A 19,366-nucleotide genomic window follows, 5' to 3' on the forward strand; every position below is an offset into this window, starting at 1 on the left:
CGTACAAAATCATAAGCTACATTTAGTGTAGAGTATGTGGTAATTTGTATGGTTTAAAATGTTTAATAATTAAAACCTTATCATATGTTAAGAATAGTTGTAAAAGAAGGTGAAAATATTGATAGAGCCTTAAAACGCTATAAGCGTAAGTTTAGAGATGTAAAAGTTTTACGAGAGTTGAGAGATAGAAAACAATATGTAAAACCATCAGTAATCAAAAGAGCACAAGTTCAAAAAGCAGCTTATAAAGAGCAGTTGTTAAAAGAAGAATAGTTATTTAACTATATAGAATACAGAAACGCAACCAATTTGGTTGCGTTTTTGTATGTGTTATAAGCTATTAAAGTAAGATTAAATAGTTGAATTTATTTTCAATATTATTTATTCAAATTCTCTAATACACTCAGTTATTTCTTTTACAAGGAAAGGGAATTTAGTAAAATTATCTCTGTCTATAAAGTGTTTTCCTTCTTCGAGGAGAGTAAACTTAGCATCCAACTTTTCTGCCATTATTTTAGAGTATTCGAAAGGAATAATATCGTCATCAATAGCAGATATTGCAACTCTAGTTTTGGTTATTTCTTTTAAGTGATTATAATTTAATTTTGGTTTTACAAATTCAATAAGCTCGGGTATTGGTGAAGATTCAACAAACCCAGAAATAAGAAATAATCCTTTAATTTTTGTTGCTTTAAATTGGTTTAAAAAGTTTAAAATGCTCACACATCCTAAACTATGACCAATAAAAATAGTATGCTCATCAATATCTTTTATGTGATTTTCCATGTGGTTAATCCAGCCGTTAAGCTTTGGATTTTGGGAATCAGGCATGTTCAAGATTGAAACGTTAATAAACTCATTTTCCAAATTGTTTTTTAAATCTTGAAACCAGTTAGAGTCTGGAGAAGCTGTATATCCGTGAATTAAATATATTTTATGTTTTTTCATTTTTAATGTCCGTCTTGTTATAAAATAAAAAATGCAACCAAATTGGTTGTGTCTTTTGTTTTGCAAAAATATTGGTAAAAGAGTTAATAGTTATCTCGTTTTCTTTTTAAAAAATTAGTTATGCTAATTGCAATAACAAAAGCTGTTAACAATATAAGTATAGGTTTAAAATCAAACATAGTGCTAAATATACTGATTTTTTATCTCTTAAAGTTAGCTAAAAATGTTCCATTCGTTCGGATGGAGCATTTTTGAGGGTTTAGATATCTACTATTGTCATTACAAAATCTGTTTAATAAAAACTGCATTATGAAACAAACACAAACAAGTCCACATGAGGCTTCACAATTGGCACAAGCAAGTAATGAATTATCTGTTTATGGATATTACGTTTTGGTAGATGGTCTTTTTTATGCTATAGAACCATATGCTATTAAAATGGAATTCGGTTTTAATAAGTTAGGAAGCCTAAAATATGCTCCAGTAGATAAAGAATTTAAAATCGTTGTATTTCGACCAGATTGGTATTACGAACACACATCATTCTTTGCTCAAGATTTAGATGTAGTAAATCATGACTATACAAAACGCATTGAGCCTAAAATAACACTGGTAGTACCACATGTATATGAGTTGGAATTTCCAGCCTTAAAAAAAGGACAATTGTTGATTATAAGAGATTATAATAACTTATATGGTATAGGTATTGGAAGTGTTTCGGATGCTTTAGTTGAACTTTTCAATACTACAAAAGCACCAGCTCATGCTGTGATTGCTAATATAAAACAAGCGTTAAAATCTTTTCCAGAGAACTTAATGATTCAATCATTAAAAGGAGTTTGGGAGCATAAACTGTTAGACGAAAAATCGGAAAAAGTATGGAACACTATTCAGGAAAAGCTAGATAACTATAACCAACGCAGCGATAGAGAGGGAAAATTAGTTTTAGCTGATGATGTACTTCATGAAATTGAATATTATCTTTCTCTTGATGAAAATACTCCAAGAAAGGAAGAAGCAGAAGCTTTGGTAACAGAAATAATGGTTTTTAAAAATACGAAGCCAGAAGTAGTAAAAGAAGAGCTTCCTGATATATCGTTACTTGCTGATAACGTGAAGTGTTATACAACAGACACTTTTACACTAACAATGGTGGAGATAGCGGATGAGGTGTTACTTCGATTTAAAGGAATTCCTAATGAATACGATGGGGTAGTGTTAAGACACAAAAAGCAAATACAAAATGAAGTTACTGGTGCCTTTTTATTACAGACCAATGAAGTTAACAGTGAAAATTGGAATACCTTCTGTTACGAAAATGATGGATGGGGTGGATTGTATACTTATGTGTATCCACCACAAATAAACAATAAAGTGTACATAAATGAAGTGGGAATTACTGACGATACTCCATTAAAATTATATAAAGACTATACCAAACAGTAGATTATTGATTTTTTAAAAAAATAAGAAACTGTAGTGTCTAATAGTTTATTAGATAATTAAAAACCTTAATCATTTATACGTAAATGATTAAGGTTTTTAGTTGTGGAGACGCCGAGAATAGACCTTCTTTTGTCTTGTTATAGCTAAACTCTTGTTGTATCTACTGAAAACACTAGGTTTTTAAAATTTTTATAATTTATTTTATGGTAAATTATATATCAAATACTACCTTTACTGACACCTAAATTGACACCCGTTTGCTATGACATGTACATTTAATCTTAAGGATAAAAAGAAAGATGGATTAACCTTAATTTATTTAAAAGCCTATTTTAAAAAAGAAGGAAAAAGATTTGTTTACTCAACAGGTGAGTCTATTCATCCAAAGGAATGGGATTTTAAAAATAGACAGCCTAATAATTTAACAGGAAGAACTTCGCAAGCAGATAGCCATAGAACTATAAAAAGACAATTAGATAGGTATTCTAATTTGTTTTTGCTCATTACCGAAACTTATAAGAATACAAATCAAGAGTTAACCGTTGAGAAAATTAGACAAGAGTTTGATAAAGAATTTAAAAGAGTTACTGCTGGAAAAAATAAATTTTATGAAGCCTATGATGAGTTCATGTCTTTTAAGCAAAAAAATCAAGAATGGTCTAAAGCAACGATAAAAAGGTATAATAATATCAAAGCTTTACTAGAAGATTTTGAAAAAACAAAAAAGTACAAAATCACATTTGACACGATTAACCAAAAATTTTATACTGAGTTTACCGATTTTTGTATGGTAAACAGAGGGCATATTAATAATACATTTACCAGAAACGTTGGGTTGGTTAAAACTTTTCTTTTTTGGGCTTTGAAAAACGGTCATACCTATAAAGCAGATTTTATAAGTTTTAAGAAGAAGCCTAAAGTTATTACAAATCAGATAGCTCTTAGAAAAGAAGATTTAGAGATTTTGTTAAAATCTGAGATGCCTTCTAAGAAATTAGAACGTGTGAAGGATGTTTTTATCTTTTCATGTGTTACAGGTATGAGGTTTGGTGAATTAAAGTTTGTTTCTAAAAACATTATAGACGGGAAAACATTATTACTTAAAGAAGAAAAAGGATCAGGTAAAAAGAGTAGAGAGATTCCTTTGAGTAGTATTGCCTTACATGTTTTAGATAAATATGATTATACTTTGCCAATAATTGCTAATCAGAAATACAATGATTATATAAAAGATGTTTTTGAAGAAGCGGGTTATACTCATAATGTTATGAAAACTTCTACTAGGGGTAAAGAAGTAATACGAGAAGAAATGCCTTTTTACAAGAGAATAAGTTCTCATACAGCTAGAAGAACCTTTATTACTATGATGAAAAGAAACGGAAAAAGCGATAAGCTTATTGCTGAAATATCAGGACATAATGATATGAAAACACTAAACCAATACTACCAAGTTTCAAATGAAGATGTAAAAGATGCTGTAAATGAAACTTTTGATATAAAATTTTAAAAAAATAAATAATGGATTACGGAAAAGAGTTTATAAAGCTATACAATGAAGAACTTTCTGCTTTTAAAAAAGTTATTACAGAAAAAATTGAAAAAGACTACGGTTCTCCTGAAATGGCAAATGATTTATATTCTAAGTATAACAGCGAAATTCAAAGAAGGATTAATGATCTTGAAGAAAAGGATAAAATAGGTATGAAGGAATCATCTTTAACTGGTATATCCTTGGGTTATATATACACTAAAGATTATAAATTTAATAGAGTAGAAAATATAATAAACAGAGATGTATATCAATATTTTTTAAGTAATGGAGAATGTTCTCAGTATAAAAATTTTAGTCATTTCATTCAGTGTTTTTCAAAGACCTTAACTCTTAAAAGTTATAGAAGCTTTTTAAACGAAAACAGAAAGCTTTTTTATTATTTATTAGATGAAGAAAAGGTTAATGACTTCTTTAATATAAAATATATTAAAGATGATTTAAATGTATTGACTATAAGTGAAAAGCATTTAGAAACTTTTGAAAATAAAGAAAACTTTACTTCACAAGAAGTTGATAAAAAAGCAGAAACAAAGAATGCTAAATTAAATAAAGAAAAACATGATAATCCTTTTACCGAAGAGGAAAAATTTATTTTAATGCATTATTTGTTCAAACATGAAAGGACACAAGAAAATAAATTATCAGTTTATGAATTAACTCTAATTTTAAAAATTTCTTGTGAGGTGTTTACAGAAAAAAGGCTCGAAAAAATTAAAGATACTGTTTATGAAAAATATCATAAAGGCTATATTTACTATGGTGGGTCTGATAGAGAAAAAAAGAATAGGTTAAAAATTTTGATTGAAAAGTGTAAAGCTTTTAAACTGAATAATTTTGCAGAATATCTAAGTCATGAAATGTTCAAAACGAAATTTTCTTAACCCAAAAACTACTAAAAAACGACATCTTAAATGTGTTTAATTTATTGTTAATGAGTGTTTTGTTTTACTCCAAGCTTTCTCCAAGCTTTCTCCAACTTTTTTAGTTTTATAATTAAACCACTAATCTTTGCGGTAATAAAACATAAATATTCAATCCATGGATATTAGTAATTACTGAATATGATATGTTTTTAAATACTAATTAAAATAAAAAAACATATTATGAAAAACATAATAGTAACAACACCAGAAGAACTTATAGGTTTAATTGATACAGCAGTATCAACAAGAATCAATCCATTAGAAGATTTAATCAATAGTAAGCTAAATCCTAAAAAAGAAAATGTAACGGTTAAAGAGGCTGCTAAAAGATTAAACGTTACAGAGCTTACAATAAGAAACTACATTAAAAAAGGTGTTATCGATGCTTCTAAAATAGGTAGAAGGATTGTTATAAATCTTGAAGCTTTGGAGAACACATTAAAGGAGGTTAAATCTTTAAAATATCGTAGATAGTATGGAAGATTTTAATATGCAAAGTGAATCCTTTAATAATAACTTGATTCTTATAGTTGATAATCTTCAGTCAGAAATGTACAAATTAAAAATTAACAGAGTATCAGATTTTCTGTTAAGCAAGCATTTAGATTTTTATACTAATGAAATAGATAAAATTAAAGGTTTGATAGCAAATAATCCGAGGTTTAAATGGCAACTTTTAGAACAAGAAATTGATTCTAATTTTAAAAAAGATAAGTCATTAACAGGGGCAAATATCTTTTTTGACTGGAAACATGATGTAAGTCCTAATAGAGTAGTGTTAAACTTTAAACTATAGGTTGTTATGGATTATGTTAGAATTGGTACAGATTATTACAAGATTTGTAGTGTGCCGCTTTATAGTGGAGACGCAACTAGAACATTGCTTAAATGGTCGAAAGGAGAAATAATAACAGATAAAGGCAAAGACTTTTTACAATCAATCAAGAAGTATGATGGCTTTATTACTATACCAAATCATCAAAATTATAAACAAGAGATAAATTCTTTTTATAATCAATATGAAAAGTTAGAATATAATTTAGTGAAAGGTAAGTTTGATAAAACAAAGGAGTTTTTGAAACATATTTTTGGAGAACAATATGAGTTAGGTTTAGATTATCTTACAATATTATGGCAAATTCCAACGCAAATTTTACCTATTCTATGTTTGGTTAGCAATTCTCGGAACACAGGAAAAACTTCATTTTTAAAATGGCTGAAACTTATATTTCAAGGTAATATGACTATTAATAAAAATGAGGATTTTAGAAGTCGATTTAATAGCGACTGGGCATCTAAACTAATTATTTCTGTAGATGAAGTTCTTTTAGATAGAAGAGAAGATAGTGAACGGATTAAAAACCTTTCTACTGCGGGTACATATAAGATAGAATCTAAAGGAAAAGACAAAGTAGAAACTAATTTCTTTGGTAAGTTTATATTGTGTTCTAATAATGAAGAAAATTTTATTCAAATAGATGAAAATGAAATTCGCTATTGGGTAATTAAAGTAAACTCTTTTCAAACTGAAGATGTAGATATGTTAAAGAAGTTGAAAAATGAAATCCCTCATTTTTTGTATTTCTTGAATAAAAGAAAAATAGTTTCTGAAAGAAAAACTAGAATGTGGTTTACAAAACAACAGATTTATACGCAAGCTTTAGATAAAGTTGTAAAAGGAAACAAAACCTATTTGAGTCAGGAAATTAAAGAAATTATAATTGATGACTTTATTGCGTTTGAAACTGATGTTTTGCGTTACACTGCAACAGATTTATTTGAAAAGTTAAGTAAAGGATTAAGAACTACTCGGTCAAAAATCTCAAAAAGCTTGAAAGATGATTATAAGTTAGAACCTTTTAATGGAAGTTATAAGAAATACTTTATGACTCTTAATACTTCACAAAAAACAATTGTCGATTTTGAAACAAAAAAAGGCAGATACTATGAGTTTTTAAAAAGTGATTTTATAGATAGCTCGTTGACTGTTGACAAAGTAATACATTCGTGAGTAAAATAGCAACATTCAGAGGTGAACAAGAGTTCAACAGTTGGTCAACACAAAACGCAAAAAACGCATGTTGACCAACTGTTGATTTTTTGTTGAACCTGTAACTCTTCTTTTACATAGGGTTGTAGTTATTGTTCAACACAGCAACAAAAATTTAATTATTAGTTTCTTTCTTAATTAAGTTAATTATTGCGGTTTGCGTTATTTACGCAAAATGAATAAAAAGGCATCCAATCAATCACTATAAACTACAATTACTTTTCTTTGGTATGGGTAACACTCTGTGTAGAGGTAGTATTCTTATTAGCTCATAATACTTTTTGCGTTTTTGTTTTTTTTGCGTTTTTAACGCAAAAAAAGTTAAGGGTATAAAAAGTGTTGAATTATAATGTGTTGTGGTTATTGTACTGCACTTCTTAATTAATTGCGTTTTATAAAAAACGCAAAACTCATGTGAAGAATTTGACTTAAAAATAAAAAGAGTTGCTTAATTACCAGAAGACTCCAATTGTCAAAGGTTTAAACAACTCTTAATGGTGTAAAAATAATGATTTTCTTTTAAATTATAAGAATGTAAGTTAAACTGTTTAATTTATTCTTTTTTTAAACTATTGAGCTTTAGTATAGTTTATTTGTGTTTATAAGAATAAGTTATTATGTCCTTGAACTAAAATCATAGCCTAATAAGAGGTGTTATATATTATAAAAATGAGTTGCATTTTATAATTAACGTAAAATAAAAATAAGCTAAATACAGAAAAACTTATCTAAAAAATAACTGCAGAGAGAGTATGAGGTAACATGGATTAGATGTTGCAATTAAATACGAAAAGTTATTATTGAATAGTCAATATTTATTAAGTTTACAGAAGAATAAAAGAAGTCTTAAGTTATGAAAGCTATATATTATACTATGTAAGACTCAATATTACTAATAGATAAAAGAATTAAAAATAATGGCTAAGAAAGAAGTTGTAACGGATTTATGGGTAAATGACTTACTTAAAGAGGCTAATATAAAACTTGATCCACAAGGAAGTAATGTGAAAGAAATAAATGAAGCTTTAAAAACAGCTTCAAAATCAAATACTGGAAAAGTCGGGTTTCCTGAATATTGTGGAGTTGTAAAAGATTTTCTTTTGGTTATTGAAGATAAAGCAGATGTTTCTTTTCATCTTAAACGCGATTCTAAAGATTTAATTTGTAATAGAATTAAAAGTAAAAAAGATTATGCTATTAATGGAGCATTACATTATGGTAAACATCTAGCTAAAAACACATCGTATAAAAAAATTATCGCTTTTGGTGTTTCTGGAAATGAAAAGAGACACAGAATAACACCTTTATATATAAATGAGAGAGGTGAATATAAAGAATTAGAAGACGTAGAAACATTTGCGCTTTTCAATGAAAAAAATATTAACGAGTATTATACCAAAAATATTCTAAAAGAAAAAACTCCTGAAGAAAAGACAACAGAAGAAATTCTTAAAGACGCAAAAAGTTTACATGAAGATTTAAGAAATTACGGAAGTATTCAAGATAAAGATAAACCTTTAATAGTATCTGGTATTCTTTTGGCTTTGCGTGAAATGGAATACAAAGGTTTTAGTATTGATGACCTTGTTGGAGATAAAATTTATTCAGATGGAGAGAAGATTTATGAAGCCATTGAAAAAAATTTAAAAAGAGCCAATGTTTCACCAGAGGTAAAAAAAGATAAATTACTAAGTCAGTTTTTGGTAATTAAAGACACTAAAGCAATAAATGTAATAAATGAGCATTTAAAAAAATCTCCTTTAAAACATTTTACAGAATTCTTATATGAAAATATTTATAAGAATATTAAGTATATACAATCTTCTGAAGATTATTTAGGGCGATTTTATGGAGAGTTTATGTCTTATTCTGGTGGAGACGGACAATCTTTGGGAATTGTTTTAACACCAAAGCATATCACAGAATTGTTTTGTGATTTAGCAGAATTAAAACCAACCGATTCTATTTTAGACCCTTGTTGTGGAACTGGTGGGTTTCTTATTGCTGGAATGCACGATATGGTACAGAAAACTGATAATACTCAACAAAAAAGAAACATAAGAAAAAATCAGCTTCATGGTTTAGAATTGCAACCTTATATGTTTACAATTTCAACTACTAATATGATTTTACGTGGAGACGGAAAAAGTAATCTTGAACAAGAAAATTTTTTAAAATTTAATCCCGCTCAATTGCAAGAGAAAGGATGTACAGTAGGTATGATGAATCCACCATATTCAATGGGAAGTAAAAGTAACCCAAGTTTATATGAAATCAACTTTACAGAACATCTACTTGATTCCATTGTAGAAGATGGAAAGGTAATTGTAATTGTACCTCAATCTTCAATGGTAGGTAAAACCAGAGAAGAGAAAACAATTAAAGCTAATATTCTTAAAAAACATACTTTAGAAGGCGTTATTACTTTAAATAAAAATACATTTTATGGAGTAGGGACAAATCCTTGTATTGCTGTCTTTACAGCTGGTGTTCCTCATTACAAGGAAAAACAAGTTAAATTTATCAATTTTGAAAATGATGGTTTTGAAGTTCAAAAACATAGAGGGTTAATTGAAACAATTGAAGCAGTTGATAAAAAACAACATTTATTAGATGTTTGGTTCAATAAGATTGACGCTGAAACCAAATTTTGTGTAAAAACTACCATTGAAGATACAGACGAATGGTTACATTCTTTCTACTATTTTAATGATGAAATACCAAAAGAAGAAGATTTTGAAAATACCATTGCTGATTATCTAACTTTTGAATTTAATATGGTAGCTCAAGGACGCTCTTATTTATTTAAAAATGAAGAATAATATGACACTGGATTTAGATAAAAGAGAATGGAAAGAATTTATTTTTGAAGATTTTTTTCAAATTGAATCGACATCAAGTGGTATTGATAGAAATAAATTAATAAACAAAGCAGGTAGTATTCCTTATTTAACGCGTTCTGAGAAGGATAATGCCTATGATTCGTTTGTTTGTAGACAGTCTAACAAATATAAAATGGACGAATCAAATGTAATTACAATAGGACTTGATACTCAAACGGTTTTTTATCAACCTAATCAATTTTATACAGGTCAAAATATTCAGATTTTAAAATTTGATAAGCTAAATAAAGATATTGCTCAATTTTTAATTCCATTGATAAAAAGGCAAATGGAAAAATTTAATTGGGGTGGTAATGGAGCTACATTAACAAGACTTAGGAGGAGTAAATTGTTAGTCCCAATAACAAAAGAAAATGAACCTGATTATGAATTTATGAAGCAATATGTGCGTCATAAAGAAAATGAGAAGCAAAAGAAATATCAAGTATATATTAAAAATCGCTTAAAAGAACTCAATAACATACCAAAAACAGAAGCTATTGAAGAAAGAGAATGGGGCGAGTTTTTTATACAGGAAATAGCCGAAATAATTTCAGGAAAAGATATTTACGCAAGAGAACGAATTGAAGGAAATACACCTTATGTTTCTGCTACTGCTAATCAGAATGGGATAGGTTACTTTATAGGTAATGAAAATAAAACTCTAGAATCAAATTGTTTATCAGTAAACAGAAATGGTTCTGTTGGCTATTCATTTTACCATCCTTATAAGGCATTGTTTGGTAATGACTGTAGGAAATTGAGGTTAAAAAAAATGAATAAATATGTTGGTCTTTTTATATCTCAACAAATCACCAAGCAGAAAGGAAAATATGGCTATGGTTATAAAATGGGGACAGCGAGATTGAAAAGACAAAAAATAATGCTCCCAATCAATAAAAATAATGAACCTGATTATGAGTTTATGGAAAATTACATGAAAAACATAGAGTACAAAAAAATAATTGAGTATTTAGAGTTTAAAAAATATTGATAATAAACTAAGAATACGCAGGTTAAGGAGGATGTTTTTAGAAACTATAGGGGTTGTATAAATACTTGACATAAAAATTCCAATAGCTAACACCTCTTTGAGGAAAACAGAAAACACAAGAGTTACAAGCTAAAATAAACCAAATCGACGCAACAATTGATACTATGGTGTATGAGTTGTACGGTTAAACCGAAGAAGAAATAAAAATTGTTGAGAATAGTTAAGAAACTTTATATAAAATAAAAGTATTAAGTGTACAGTCTATGAAAGAAAAAGAATTTGACTTTGAACTCAACTTGGAGTTTGAAGGGAATAAAAATCCTTCAGAAGTATTAAAGCAATTATCAAGTTTTTATGATAAATTATTAGTTTTAGATAAGCATATATTGTACAATATATCAATTGAAGCCAAAATAGAGTATGATTTGGTTGATATTCAGTTTGGCTCAATATTGACCAAAATTAAACAAGTATTTATTAATATACCAGATGATGTTCTTAAAGATGTTTTAAATCCTAGTTCGTGGTTAGGTCATTTATTAGTTTATATAAAACATAGAACATTGAAAGCTATTGAGAGTGAAGAAGTAAAGTCTAAAAATGATTTAGATAAATTAACCGATGATATAAATAAGAAAATAAAGGAAAATGCCCCATCTAATAAAATGGTATTGTCTGTTAATAACTATTATATTTTAAACACGATTAATGATATTAATATACAAGCTAAGAAATTAAAAAATGGGGAGTATATCTCTTTTAAAAGCGGTAAAAAGAAAGCAAGAATCAATAATAAAAGCTTTATTGATATGCCAAAGATTTTAAAAGAATTAGGTGATACTACAATTGAACAGGAAAGAGTAGAAGTTTTAAAGATTAAAACAATGGATTTATTGTCAGATAGTTCATATTGGAAGTTAAAAAGAGAAGGTAAATCAATTGATGTTAGAATTACTGATAATATGTGGTTAGACGAATATCATAAACGAAAACATGTTATACAGCCTAATGATTATTTAAAATTACAGTTAAAAATTATTTATACAACATCACCTAATAAGAATAAGCCAAAAGTAACTTATGAGGCTACTAAGGTTTTTTCGGTTATTCCACCAGATGAAATAGAAGATGATGGGCAAACATCTATTTTCGATTAGCTTTGAATTCTATAAAAGAATATTATTCCACAACGACCAAAACTGAAAAAAGAAAAATGAGTAAATTTTTAACAGGAAAAGAATTAGAAGACAAACTAACAGATATAATCTGGAACGCAAAAAAGTATATAATCATAGTATCGCCATTTATCAAATTAGATGATTATGTAAAAAATATACTAGAAAAAGTAAAAATGCATCACGATATAAAGTTTTACCTATTATTTGGTAAAAATGAGAATAGTCGTAATCGTAGTATAAGTAAAGAAGACTTTCAGTACTTTACTGAATTTAAAAATATAACTATTCTTTATAATAAAGACTTACACGCAAAACATTATTGCAATGAAAATGAGGGGTTAATTACCTCGTTAAACCTTTACGATTATTCTATGATAAATAATGTAGAATATGGAGTGCATTTTACAGATAGTTTTATAGGAGACAAACTTTTTCGAGAAACAGAAGCATTTACAAATGAGTTGATGTACGAAAAGTCAGACGTTATATATTTAAAAAAGCCTCAATATTCCAAAAGGTATTTCATGGGGAAAAAGTATCAAGATTCTAAAATTATATATGATATTTCAGAAGATTTCTTTGCAAACAACGAAAATTATGAAAAAAGAATTCTTGACAGTTTTGATTTAGAGGTTGAATCTGTTATAGAAAAGAAGTTTAACATTAAACCTACTAGAGAAGTTAAAAAAGAAAGGGTCTCAGAAGAAAATATAAACTCTAATGAGAATTTAAAAGAAACAATTGAAGTTGATAAAGAGTTGCAATTTTCAAAAACAACAAATGATTATAAAGAAGAAGTAGGTTACTGTATAAGAACAGGTAGAGAAATACCTTTTAACCCAGACAAACCATTTTCTTTAAGTGCTTACCGTATGTGGGATGTTTATGGTAATTATGATTATCCAGAAAATTATTGCCATAAAACAGGAAAAGAATCGTATGGTAAAACTAGTATGGCTAACCCAATATTAAAAGGGATTTATAAATAAATATATGCATTAGAAAAAACAAAGATTTTTTTGCAAGAAAAATTGTTAAGTAAAAAGGAAAGAAATAATTATTATGAGTTTAAAATTATGTTACATATGGGTTAGTCAATTCAGAAACTTTGAGAATACTGGTTTTAATTTTTCTAGCTCTGAAAAGTTTCACTATAATAATGAAAAAGGGAGGTTAACTATTGAAAAAATAAAGGAACTACCTAGCAATTTTTTTGGAGAATCAATAACTGATGTTACTGCTTTAATTGGTAAAAATGGTTCAGGAAAAAGTAATGCCTTAGAATTAGTATGTAAACTTTTAAAAGGGGGGAGAACATCTGTCACAGAAGATTTTTTAATTGTAACAAAAGAAGATAGTGAATTTGTTTGTTATAGGTCAAGTGATAATGTTTGGATGTTAAATTATAATTTTCCTCTAAAACTCAAAAGGTATGAGAAAAATATTGATCCCTTGAAAATAATATATTTTTCAAATGTTTTTGATGAACGTAAAAATAATTTTGATAAAGATATTTCAGATATTTCTTATAACAAAAGATTTAAAAGAACCTTCTATAATTATAACTTAGAAACTGATTTTAAAAAACAAATCCGCTTTATTAATTCTCCTTTATTTAAAAACTTGAATATTCAAACTCCTAATAAAATTCAAATTATTAGTAAGGTGTGGAACTCTAAATTTACAATTGCGGGTTCAAAAAGGCATCATTACTTTAATAGCAGTGTAGAAGAGTTTCGAGAACTGTATAAAAATAGGTTAAGAGACATAAAATCAAATAAAAAGTTTTATTACAATGTTGTTTATGCATTTTTTGAAGAGACGATTAAGAATTTATCAATTATATCTAATCTAGATAATAAAAACGAATATTACTTAGACGAGTTTTTTATAGAAACTAAACGCTACAAAGGGGAAAGTACTCAATCCATGACTGATAGTATGTTAAAATGGATGCAATATATTAGTGATAGGTTGAAAAACTATAATAAGGTAAATTATAGAGAAAAAAAAGAATTAATCTCTTTTGAAAAAAGACTGAATATATTTTTTGAAATAAGAAATCACCTTATTGAAGTAGACTTCGAGTATAAAATAGAAGGTACAAGAAATAGGAGTTTTGAATATTTTTTATTTGATTATTCTCCTAAGACAAAAGACGTTGTTGTAAAGTATATAGAGCTCTTTGAAAATAGTAAAATGTTTGACGTTAATTGGCTAGGCATTAGTTCAGGACATAAGGCATATTTAAATATTTTTTCATTAATATATCATGAATTAAAAAGAGTAAGGAGACCAAACTTACTATTATGTATAGATGAGGGTGATTTGTATTTACACCCACAATGGCAAATTGAATTTTTTGATAAGTTAGTAACTGTATTACCTGAGATTTTTAAAGGTAATATTCAAATAATCTTAACTTCTCACTCTCCATTTTTATTATCCGATCTTCCAAAACAAAATATTACAGTTGTATCACCTAATGAAGAAACACAAACGTTGAATGGAAATAAATTAGAAACAGAAACATTTGCTGGTAATATATACTCTTTATACGAGGAGCCATTTTTCTTGGGTAATCAAAGAATGAGCGTTTTTGCTAAGAAAAAAGTTGATGAAATTTTTAAAAAGTTAGAAAGGGAAGATGTTTCTGTATTAAAACATGATAAAGAAGATTTAAAAAGAAGAATTGAGTTAATTGGGGATGAAATTATTAAATTTCATTTAATGAAAAAATTGCAGAATGATTAAGATACAAGAGCATCTAAATAGAAAAGATGCTGACGATTATTTAGATTCTTTAGCGAATAAGATGTGGGAAAACTTGAATAAAAAAAGAGTAGATGAAGAATATTATGAAAACTCTTTGGTTAAAAAGTTGGTAAAATTACAGCTAAAGTTAGAAGAAGAAAACTATCTTAAAGATTATGCTAATAATGATGTCGATAAACTTCAGAGACAAAAAAACTTTTTGAACTATTTAAAAGAAGATGGGTGTTCTAAATTGAAGGAGTTGGTTATTTCAAGACCACAAAGATTATTGGATTTAAAAACAGAAATATTAACCATTGTAAATCAAGATGATTTTTCTGAAACAGTTGGAGGCAAAATTAAACAAACAGTTTTTGGAAACTTACTAATTACAAATTTATTTAATTACAAAGCTTTTAGACAATCTCAATTTTGTTATCAATTATTAATTGATGCTAATTTAGAAAAAACCACCTGTCCATATTGTAATGAAAATCCTATCAAAGTAGTTAATATTAGTGAAGAAGAAGATGAAGAAGAAATAAACAAAGCCTATTTAGATCTTGATCATTTTTATCCTAAATCCCAACATCCATATTTCGCATTGTCTTATTATAATTTAGTTCCGAGTTGTCACACTTGTAACTCTAGTGAAAAAGGTGATAAAGAATTTTGTATCGAAACACACCAACACCCGTTTTATGAATCATTTAATGATAATTATAAATTTAAAATTAGCCCCAAAGCTGTAATAGATGGGGTAACAGACTCTTTAAATTTGATGAAAAATGATGGGTATAGAGACGACTTTTCAGATAGGGATTTAAAGTTAAGTCAACGTTATAAACCTTACCTATGCGATATAAATAAATTTATACAATTTTATTTAAAATATTATAATCAAGAACCTTATAATCTAGATTGGAAAGAAGTAGTTTTAAAAGATGTACCGACTGAGGTTCATGAAATTTTATCAAAAAAGTTAGGTAAAATGTATAAAGATGTATACGAACAAATAAAAGCAGAGTAAATTAAAATGAAAACCTATAATAAATACGGTTTAGTAGCTAGAGAGGCTGTAGTAATTGGTAAAAACCCAGTAGTCTCTTGGGTAGAATCTGTATCTAAAAATTTCACATCTAAAAACTCAAAAGAAAAAGGCTGTCCTAAAAATGCTTTTTTAGGGTTGTGTGAAGTTGGTTTGATAAAAGGGATTAAGGCTGGTATTTATCTTAAAAGTAAAAAAAACAACCTCAACAAAAAATATGCAATAACCGCTGTTGAAATACTGAAAGAAAACCCAACATTTTCTAAAAAAGAACTATGGAATAAAGTAAGAAAAAAATTAGCTTTAGGTGAAAAAAAACACAATTCCCAAATGGATGTAGTATTAGCACTATGGGAAAATAATTTAATTAAATGAAAAGCCTGTGACTTAGAAAGAGAACTAACTTAAAAAATTATATGATTATGAAAAAGAGTCTTCCTTTGAAAAAGAATTTTAAACTTTTAGCTATAAGATCTCTAGAAGATTGTGATGAGAGACATTTGAAAAACTTAAATAGAGGAGAAATTTATAAACTTTACCAATATTTAGATTTTGTTTTTGACAATGATGAAAAAGAAATTATTGAAATCAAATATAAATCTGATGTCCCAGAGAATTTCTATGCTGATAACATAAGTATATCAGCAATAGTTGGTAAAAACGGAAGCGGGAAAAGTACTATAGTAGAACTTTATAGTGCTTTTGTTTTTTGTATTTCAAAAGAACTAGGCTTAATAGAGATTAAAGATTTTATTAATAATCATAAACTATCTAAAGATGAACAAAATCGTCTAAGAAATGAATTGGAAAGTTTAAAATCATTTACTTGTGGGATATATTATACATATGATGAAGAAATTTTTTATTTAGAGAAAAATAAAAATGGGTTTAGACATTTGTCATATAAAATTATTGAGCAGGATAAAGAATGGAAAGGTGTTTTTAAATATAAATTAGAAAGTGAAGTCAAGCTAAACGAAAGATCAAATAAAAAAGAAAAAACAAGTGATTTTTTTAGTTTCTCTTTTTTTTATTCAATTATAGTAAATTATTCTTTATATGGTTTAAATACTAATGAAATAGGTATTTGGCTTCAATCCATTTTTCATAAAAATGATGGATATCAAACTCCGATAGTTCTTAATCCAATGAGAACAGAAGGAAGAATAGATATCAATAGATTAACAGATTTATCAAAGTCAAGATTATTAGGAAGTGTTTTTAGAGAATTAGAAGAAAATCAAAAAGAAGAAGATAGTTTACGTAATCTCATTAATAATAAAATTGTAGAAAAATTAATACTTGAATTGGACTTAAGAAAATTTAAGATAATTGAAGGAGATGAATTAAAATCTGAATATATAGCTGGAAATACAGTGGAAATTAATAATGACATTTCTATATATTTGGAATATACAGAACTCAATAAAAGTAGAAATAAGTTTAATTATTTACATTTATTAATAAAAGCATTTTACAATGGTTTTGATTTTAAGGATGTCCAGTTTTCCAATACTAAAATAAAAAAAATTACAGTTGAATATATATTAAGAAAAGTAGAAAATATTGTTAAAAGGTATCCTCAGTTTAAAACATATAAAAATAGAGTATTTAGAAGTAATGCAAAAGAAGAAATTATAAAAGACTGTTTTAGTGAGTTAGCAAAAGATTATACTCATAGCACATTTAAACTAAGACAAGCGTTAAATTTTTTAGTTTATAATTTATATGAATTAGAGGAAGAAGTAAAAAAGGAATATTATATATCTTACACTTCTAAAAAAGTAAATGATCATAGGAATAACCTTTTAAAAAGCGAGTTAGAGAGTAATGATAAATATAAAGGAGATCCAAGTGAAAATGATTTAGAGTTAAATAATAACTATACCTATAAGAAGTATAGTTTGATAAATTATTTACCTCCTGCTTTTTTTAAAGTTGATTTTGAATTCAAAGATAAGGGTTTTTTTAAAGATTTGAGTTCAGGAGAAAAGCAAATGATTTATAGTGTTAACTCAATTATATATCACCTGATTAATCTAGAGTCAATATATTCAAGAGACGAATCATTTGGTGTTTTTTATAATAAACATAATATTATTTTAGATGAAGTAGAACTTTGTTTTCATCCTGACTTTCAGAGAGTTTATGTTAATGAGTTAGTGAAATCTATAAAATTCTTAAAGAATTATAATCATGAATATAATATAATTTTTTTGACACATTCACCTTTCATTTTATCAGATATTCCTTCTTCAAATATTTTAAGGTTAGAAGAAGGAAATCCACAAACAGATACAGTTTCTAATAAAACTTTTGGAGCAAATATATATTCATTGTTAAATGATACTTTTTTTATGAAAAATACAATAGGAGCTTTTTCAGAAGAAAAAATGACATGGGCTTTAAGTCAAATAAAAGAGAGGAATGTATCACATAAAAAAGAAATTAAGCAGATAATTAATCTGATAGGAGAGCCTATGATTAAACAACAATTAGAAACCCTATTTGAAAAGGTGTTTGAGATCAATGAAGTAGAGGAGTTAAAAAATCAAATCAAAATTTTACAAAATAAACTGAAAGAAAGAGATGATTCAAATAAAGATAAGTAATACAGAAGTAAAAGAGTTTTACAAAAAAATTAATACAACTAAAAGTAATTATAAATCTTTATCATGTAAATTACAAGAGTTAATTAATGAATTAGAAGGGAATAATTTATTACAAGAAGCAAATATTGTCAAGTATGTAAGAAAGAATTTAAAACATATAATAGTAAATACACCAAGAGGATTAGAAAAAATAATATCTGATTTTGAAAAAAAGGGATACCAAGATTTAATTTACAATAAGGGAACTGACAAACTTGAAGAGCTAGGAAAAAAAATAAGAAAAACTTTTAACTATAAAAGTTTTAGAGGAACTTTAAATGCTAAGTGGTTATCTGAAACTTTAGCTGTAAAATCATGTAGTTATTGTAATACTCAGTATACTATAAGTACACCTAAAAAATCATTGTATCAGTTTGACCATTTTTATCCAAAAAGTATTTACCCTTATTTAAGTTTGTCTTTTTATAATTTAATACCAAGCTGTGTAAATTGTAATCAAGGAAAATCTAAAAAGTTATTTAAGTTAAATGAAAGTGTGCATCCATACATAGAGGGATTTAATGAAATAGCAGAGTTTAAAGTGGAAAAAGAGAACTTGGTCAGTTTTTTAATAAACCCTATAAAAAACCAGAACTTAGTTAAACATCATATTGATTTAAAAGCAAAGTATTTCGGTGATAATGAATATGAGGAAAAGTATGAGAATTACTTGAAGGAATTTAGTATTAAAGAACAATACAATAATTTTGATGATGTAGTTTCTGAAATGTATTTAAAATCAAGATATTATGATAAAGCTAGAAGAAAAGAACTAAGAAATTTCTTCGAAGAGGAAGAAATTAAACTTACAGAAGAAATGATAAGAAGGTTTATAGTAGGTAATTATGTAGACGATAAAGACTTGCTCAAAAGACCATTAGCTAAGTTTATGAAGGATATAGGTAAAAATATTCATTTGATAAATTAATATCAAAACACT

At 26.9% G+C, this 19,366-nt stretch carries 17 protein-coding genes; 16 read left to right on the top strand and 1 reads right to left on the bottom strand.

Annotation, left to right across the window (positions count from 1 at the left end):
- Positions 1-84: 84 nt before the first annotated feature.
- Positions 85-273, top strand: a complete 189-nt coding sequence (gene rpsU / locus ACQY6M_RS09260) for a 30S ribosomal protein S21 (protein ID WP_428740868.1) — start codon at positions 85-87, stop codon at positions 271-273.
- 108 nt (positions 274-381) lie between these two features.
- Here rpsU and ACQY6M_RS09265 read toward each other — a convergent pair whose 3' ends face one another.
- A complete protein-coding gene (locus tag ACQY6M_RS09265; protein WP_428740869.1) occupies positions 382-948 on the bottom strand; it encodes an RBBP9/YdeN family alpha/beta hydrolase in 567 nt (188 codons plus the stop codon).
- A gap of 309 nt (positions 949-1,257) precedes the next feature.
- Between ACQY6M_RS09265 and ACQY6M_RS09270 the strand changes: the two genes are divergently transcribed.
- The 15 genes from ACQY6M_RS09270 (at position 1,258) to ACQY6M_RS09340 (ending at position 19,354) form a co-directional block, all read left to right on the top strand.
- Positions 1,258-2,394 carry a hypothetical protein gene (locus ACQY6M_RS09270; protein ID WP_428740870.1) on the top strand — a complete coding sequence of 379 codons (1,137 nt, stop codon included), beginning with the start codon at positions 1,258-1,260 and terminating at the stop codon, positions 2,392-2,394.
- Between the two features lie 262 nt (positions 2,395-2,656).
- On the top strand, positions 2,657-3,901 hold the full coding sequence (locus tag ACQY6M_RS09275; protein ID WP_428740871.1) for a tyrosine-type recombinase/integrase: 1,245 nt from the start codon (positions 2,657-2,659) through the stop codon (positions 3,899-3,901).
- 11 nt (positions 3,902-3,912) lie between these two features.
- On the top strand, positions 3,913-4,827 hold the full coding sequence (locus ACQY6M_RS09280) for a hypothetical protein (RefSeq protein ID WP_428740872.1): 915 nt from the start codon (positions 3,913-3,915) through the stop codon (positions 4,825-4,827).
- 222 nt (positions 4,828-5,049) lie between these two features.
- Positions 5,050-5,343, top strand: a complete 294-nt coding sequence (locus tag ACQY6M_RS09285; RefSeq protein WP_428740873.1) for a helix-turn-helix domain-containing protein — start codon at positions 5,050-5,052, stop codon at positions 5,341-5,343.
- Between the two features lies 1 nt (position 5,344).
- On the top strand, positions 5,345-5,665 hold the full coding sequence (locus ACQY6M_RS09290) for a hypothetical protein (RefSeq protein WP_428740874.1): 321 nt from the start codon (positions 5,345-5,347) through the stop codon (positions 5,663-5,665).
- A gap of 6 nt (positions 5,666-5,671) precedes the next feature.
- Positions 5,672-6,880, top strand: coding sequence for a primase-helicase family protein (locus ACQY6M_RS09295; protein ID WP_428740875.1), 1,209 nt, complete (start codon positions 5,672-5,674; stop codon positions 6,878-6,880).
- Between the two features lie 956 nt (positions 6,881-7,836).
- Positions 7,837-9,741 carry an HsdM family class I SAM-dependent methyltransferase gene (locus ACQY6M_RS09300; RefSeq protein ID WP_428740876.1) on the top strand — a complete coding sequence of 635 codons (1,905 nt, stop codon included), beginning with the start codon at positions 7,837-7,839 and terminating at the stop codon, positions 9,739-9,741.
- A complete protein-coding gene (locus tag ACQY6M_RS09305) occupies positions 9,731-10,795 on the top strand; it encodes a restriction endonuclease subunit S (RefSeq protein WP_428740877.1) in 1,065 nt (354 codons plus the stop codon). The genes ACQY6M_RS09300 and ACQY6M_RS09305 overlap by 11 nt, the downstream gene beginning before the upstream one ends.
- A 263-nt stretch (positions 10,796-11,058) precedes the next feature.
- Positions 11,059-11,952, top strand: a complete 894-nt coding sequence (locus ACQY6M_RS09310; RefSeq protein WP_428740878.1) for a hypothetical protein — start codon at positions 11,059-11,061, stop codon at positions 11,950-11,952.
- Between the two features lie 56 nt (positions 11,953-12,008).
- Positions 12,009-12,962, top strand: coding sequence for a phospholipase D family protein (locus tag ACQY6M_RS09315; protein WP_428740879.1), 954 nt, complete (start codon positions 12,009-12,011; stop codon positions 12,960-12,962).
- A gap of 73 nt (positions 12,963-13,035) precedes the next feature.
- Positions 13,036-14,727, top strand: a complete 1,692-nt coding sequence (locus tag ACQY6M_RS09320; RefSeq protein WP_428740880.1) for an AAA family ATPase — start codon at positions 13,036-13,038, stop codon at positions 14,725-14,727.
- Positions 14,720-15,757 carry an HNH endonuclease gene (locus tag ACQY6M_RS09325; protein ID WP_428740881.1) on the top strand — a complete coding sequence of 346 codons (1,038 nt, stop codon included), beginning with the start codon at positions 14,720-14,722 and terminating at the stop codon, positions 15,755-15,757. The genes ACQY6M_RS09320 and ACQY6M_RS09325 overlap by 8 nt, the downstream gene beginning before the upstream one ends.
- 6 nt (positions 15,758-15,763) lie before the next feature.
- Entirely contained in the window at positions 15,764-16,150 is a 387-nt protein-coding gene (locus ACQY6M_RS09330) for a DUF6979 family protein (protein ID WP_428740882.1), read from the top strand.
- 47 nt (positions 16,151-16,197) lie between these two features.
- Positions 16,198-18,387: a hypothetical protein gene (locus ACQY6M_RS09335; protein ID WP_428740883.1), complete on the top strand. Its 2,190-nt coding sequence runs from the start codon at positions 16,198-16,200 to the stop codon at positions 18,385-18,387.
- The gene (locus ACQY6M_RS09340) at positions 18,365-19,354 is read left to right on the top strand and encodes an HNH endonuclease domain-containing protein (protein ID WP_428740884.1); all 990 of its coding nucleotides are present in this window, start codon (positions 18,365-18,367) and stop codon (positions 19,352-19,354) included. Before ACQY6M_RS09335 ends, ACQY6M_RS09340 begins: the two co-directional genes overlap by 23 nt.
- Positions 19,355-19,366 lie beyond the last annotated feature (12 nt).

This window comes from Tenacibaculum sp. (genome assembly GCF_050290165.1).
Classification (GTDB): domain Bacteria; phylum Bacteroidota; class Bacteroidia; order Flavobacteriales; family Flavobacteriaceae; genus Polaribacter.

Coding starts and splice junctions, on each gene's coding strand:
- ACQY6M_RS09320 (WP_428740880.1), top strand. CDS start 13,036: ATGAGTTTAAAATTATGTTACATATGGGTTAGTCAATTCAGAAACTTT.
- ACQY6M_RS09285 (WP_428740873.1), top strand. CDS start 5,050: ATGAAAAACATAATAGTAACAACACCAGAAGAACTTATAGGTTTAATT.
- ACQY6M_RS09295 (WP_428740875.1), top strand. CDS start 5,672: ATGGATTATGTTAGAATTGGTACAGATTATTACAAGATTTGTAGTGTG.
- ACQY6M_RS09330 (WP_428740882.1), top strand. CDS start 15,764: ATGAAAACCTATAATAAATACGGTTTAGTAGCTAGAGAGGCTGTAGTA.
- ACQY6M_RS09270 (WP_428740870.1), top strand. CDS start 1,258: ATGAAACAAACACAAACAAGTCCACATGAGGCTTCACAATTGGCACAA.
- rpsU (WP_428740868.1), top strand. CDS start 85: ATGTTAAGAATAGTTGTAAAAGAAGGTGAAAATATTGATAGAGCCTTA.
- ACQY6M_RS09300 (WP_428740876.1), top strand. CDS start 7,837: ATGGCTAAGAAAGAAGTTGTAACGGATTTATGGGTAAATGACTTACTT.
- ACQY6M_RS09315 (WP_428740879.1), top strand. CDS start 12,009: ATGAGTAAATTTTTAACAGGAAAAGAATTAGAAGACAAACTAACAGAT.
- ACQY6M_RS09280 (WP_428740872.1), top strand. CDS start 3,913: ATGGATTACGGAAAAGAGTTTATAAAGCTATACAATGAAGAACTTTCT.
- ACQY6M_RS09290 (WP_428740874.1), top strand. CDS start 5,345: ATGGAAGATTTTAATATGCAAAGTGAATCCTTTAATAATAACTTGATT.
- ACQY6M_RS09325 (WP_428740881.1), top strand. CDS start 14,720: ATGATTAAGATACAAGAGCATCTAAATAGAAAAGATGCTGACGATTAT.
- ACQY6M_RS09335 (WP_428740883.1), top strand. CDS start 16,198: ATGAAAAAGAGTCTTCCTTTGAAAAAGAATTTTAAACTTTTAGCTATA.
- ACQY6M_RS09310 (WP_428740878.1), top strand. CDS start 11,059: ATGAAAGAAAAAGAATTTGACTTTGAACTCAACTTGGAGTTTGAAGGG.
- ACQY6M_RS09340 (WP_428740884.1), top strand. CDS start 18,365: ATGATTCAAATAAAGATAAGTAATACAGAAGTAAAAGAGTTTTACAAA.
- ACQY6M_RS09265 (WP_428740869.1), bottom strand. CDS start 948: ATGAAAAAACATAAAATATATTTAATTCACGGATATACAGCTTCTCCA.
- ACQY6M_RS09275 (WP_428740871.1), top strand. CDS start 2,657: ATGACATGTACATTTAATCTTAAGGATAAAAAGAAAGATGGATTAACC.
- ACQY6M_RS09305 (WP_428740877.1), top strand. CDS start 9,731: ATGAAGAATAATATGACACTGGATTTAGATAAAAGAGAATGGAAAGAA.